Source organism: Dissulfurispira sp. (assembly GCF_036745535.1).
In the GTDB taxonomy this organism is placed as follows: domain Bacteria; phylum Nitrospirota; class Thermodesulfovibrionia; order Thermodesulfovibrionales; family Dissulfurispiraceae; genus Dissulfurispira.
This window is the reverse complement of the sequence record NZ_DAIOFX010000124.1, coordinates 1-3,115: the sequence shown is the minus strand read 5'-3', so window position 1 is coordinate 3,115 and position 3,115 is coordinate 1. Positions and strand designations below refer to the sequence as shown.

The 3,115-nt window shown below is 41.5% G+C and carries 1 protein-coding gene; it reads right to left on the bottom strand.

The genetic code is table 11. The annotated features are described in order from the left end of the window. Nucleotides 1–134: 134 nt before the first annotated feature. Nucleotides 135–2,486, bottom strand: a complete 2,352-nt coding sequence (locus V7L97_RS11825) for a DEAD/DEAH box helicase (protein WP_333656231.1) — start codon at nucleotides 2,484–2,486, stop codon at nucleotides 135–137. Between the last annotated feature and the right edge of the window lie 629 nt (nucleotides 2,487–3,115).

Here is a 3,115-nt window from a genome sequence, read left to right as displayed (position 1 = left end):
AGCTTTGAAAGGGCAAAAACAGGCAGAATGAGCCCAAAATTCTCAAACTGGGTGTTAAAAATTCTCAAACTGGGTGGTAAGTTATATGAAGACGAATAAAAGAAGGATAATAGAGTTTTTCCTGTCGCCGATTGTTAAATATGCGAAGGAGAGCCTGACATTGAGATAGGCAAAAGGTTATTTAAAAAATACATCGCCCCGTTTTTGTCCAACGGCTGGTTTGCTGAGCCGCACTGTGAGTCCTGAACGCAAGACGGACATCCCTCTTCGCAGTCGCAGTTCTGTATTATCTCTACTGCAGATTTAATCCAATCAACAGGTACATCGAGGACCCTTTTTGTAAGTCCTATTCCGCCTTCGTATCCGTCGTAAATGAATATAGCAGGCAGTTTGAATTCAGGATGCATGGCATAACTATAACCTCCGATGTCTCCTTTGTCGCATAAGGCAAATAGAGGCATGCATGCAATGGTTACATGCTCTGCTGCATGGAGCGTTCCGGCTAAGTCATATCCTTTGTCAATAATTTTATTGGCAAGATTTTTATGGATGACCATCCAGATGCCTTCTGTATCGAATATGTATTCCGGCATTTCTACGACATGCCTCGACATCTTTGTTCCATCGAAGAGGTTTTTCTTATCATAGCCCACTACCTGATAAGTGATCCTCATCATTCCGTGATATAACTCGATGTCCTTTGTTAAAGGTGTCATGGACTTTTGGGGCATTCCGATAATATCGACATGCTCCTGTGATAATGCCTGTGTATAGTAGTTCACATCCACTTCTCTGCATAATGCTTGATTATTTTCTAAATCGAGGTCTAATACCTGATACTGCCTTCCCCTGTGAAGATAGATTGCACCGGAGAATGCCTCTCTATATATCCTCCTGCCGTCAAGGTCTCCGATATGCCTGCCGGATTCATCCTTAAGCCTTAATGGTTTGCCAATGGTTCTTATCCCGATTTCCCTCTGAGACATTCTCTTTCTTGAAAACCAGATGTCGCCGAGTTTGCCTGTTTTAAGATTATTTTCATTTACTAATTCATCAACCACATCCGATATTTTATTAATGTCATATACAGCATCATCTGCCCTCAGATAAACTTCATCTGCAGCGCAGACGAGATGTTTCTTTAAGATTTTTCTATTTGCAGGGTCGCAGATAGATGCCTCATGCGGCTTTTCAAGGAATGCCCCCGGATGAGAGATGAAATAATGGTCAAGGGCATCCTTGATTGCAATCATTAATATCAGTGATTCCTGTCCATGTCTGCCAACCCTTCCGGCCCTCTGCCATGTGCTTGAGATGGAGCCGGGATAGCCGCAGAGTATGCATACATCGAGGCCTCCGATATCAACTCCCAGTTCAAGGGCGCTTGTGGATATAACTCCCATCAATTTGCCGCTGAAGAGCTTTTGTTCTATCTCCCTTCTCTCAGTGGGAAGGAATCCTGCCCTGTAAGGGCTTATTTTATCAGTCAGTAATGGTGCACGCTCAATGCTCCATTTATATATCAATTCCGTAATCTTCCTTGCCTTTGTGAATAGTATTGTCCTTAGTCCTGAATTTATGCATTTCAGGAATATCCTTGTTGCCTCTGTATAGGGACTGTCAAGTGGATTTAAGAAAATGAAATGTTTCCCTGATTGGGGCGCTCCTGTTTTATCCACTACATTAAATGGAACGCCGATGAGTGTTTCTGCGAGTTCCTTTGGATTCGCTATGGTTGCAGAGCATGCTATAAACTGTGGGCTGCTTCCCCAGTATTTGCATATCCTTCTGAGTCTTCTGAATACATGACTCACATGCGAGCCGAATACACCCCTGTATGTATGTATTTCGTCAATAACGATATATTTAAGGTTTTTAAAAAAATCCTCCCATTTTTTGTGGAAGGGATTGAGGGCAAGATGGATCATATCAGGATTGGTGAAAATTACATTAACGCGTGGGGGAAACGCTGTTTCCCCCACGGGCCCCCTTTTTTGAAAGGTCTTCCGTATCTTTTCCCTTCTGTAAGGTGTTGTGTCGCCATCATAGACTTCAGCCATGCACAAGGGGGACTTTGTCCCCCTTGTGATAACCCCTTTAATTTCATCAAAAAGGCCGTTCAGATTTTTCACCTGATCCTGTTCCAGTCCTTTTAGAGGGAATATGTAAAGCGCCTTTGTTTCAGGGTTTTCGAGGATGGATTCGATTACGGGTATATTATAAATAAGGCTCTTGCCGCTGGCAGTGGGGGTCATTACAATTACATTCTGCCCCTGCCTTATGAGGTTTATTCCTTCGGCCTGATGGCTGTAAAATTTCTCTATGCCTCTGTTTTTCAGGGTTTCCCTTAATTCGTCTCTTATTTCTATATCCTCATAACTCGCATCTTTTGAAGGAATATATTCATGGGCTGTGATCCCTGTGCTGATGAGGCGGTCTCTTTTCAGCGAATCAATGAAGTCGCTGATATTAGTTGAATCATGCATGCTTTATTTAAACAGATACTTGATTATTTGTTCTATATTTTCTAAATCCGTAGCCAAACATTATAAAAGGCAAAGCAGATGTGGCAGCAAAGCCTTTAGCAGCGATACCTTAGAGCCGAACACTCCCGCCGTTTAAGGGCAATTTCAGTATCACTTATCCATTCAGCAGAAAAACAGGCTATATGGTAATCTCATCGCATTGCTAAGGGCTTTGATGCCATGTCTGCTTTGCCTTGATTACGGGTATAGTATATTTCCTAAATCCGTAGCTAATCATTCTGAAATGTATGTAGGGCATGCTGAAAAAAGCCTTTACAAAGTGTTGTTCTTTATTTATGCCAGAGATAACGAATGCTTCACTCAAATAGTAAGCAATGTAGTAGATAACGGATTCAAGACAATGTTGTCTCATATTCTGAAGTGCAAAGTCTTTTTCAGCACACCCTACATACATTATTATTACGGATTGTGAATGTTTCGTGCTTTCGCATTTCTGCAAACAAAACCGCTGCTTTTGCAAAAATGCAAATGTTTCACAATTAAAAACCCTTAGAAAACAATAAAATGCAACTTGGGCATGAAATTCGCTAATATATTGATAAGAATAAAGATTGGCAAGAACAGAGAAA

Coding starts and splice junctions, on each gene's coding strand:
- V7L97_RS11825 (WP_333656231.1), bottom strand. CDS start 2,486: ATGCATGATTCAACTAATATCAGCGACTTCATTGATTCGCTGAAAAGA.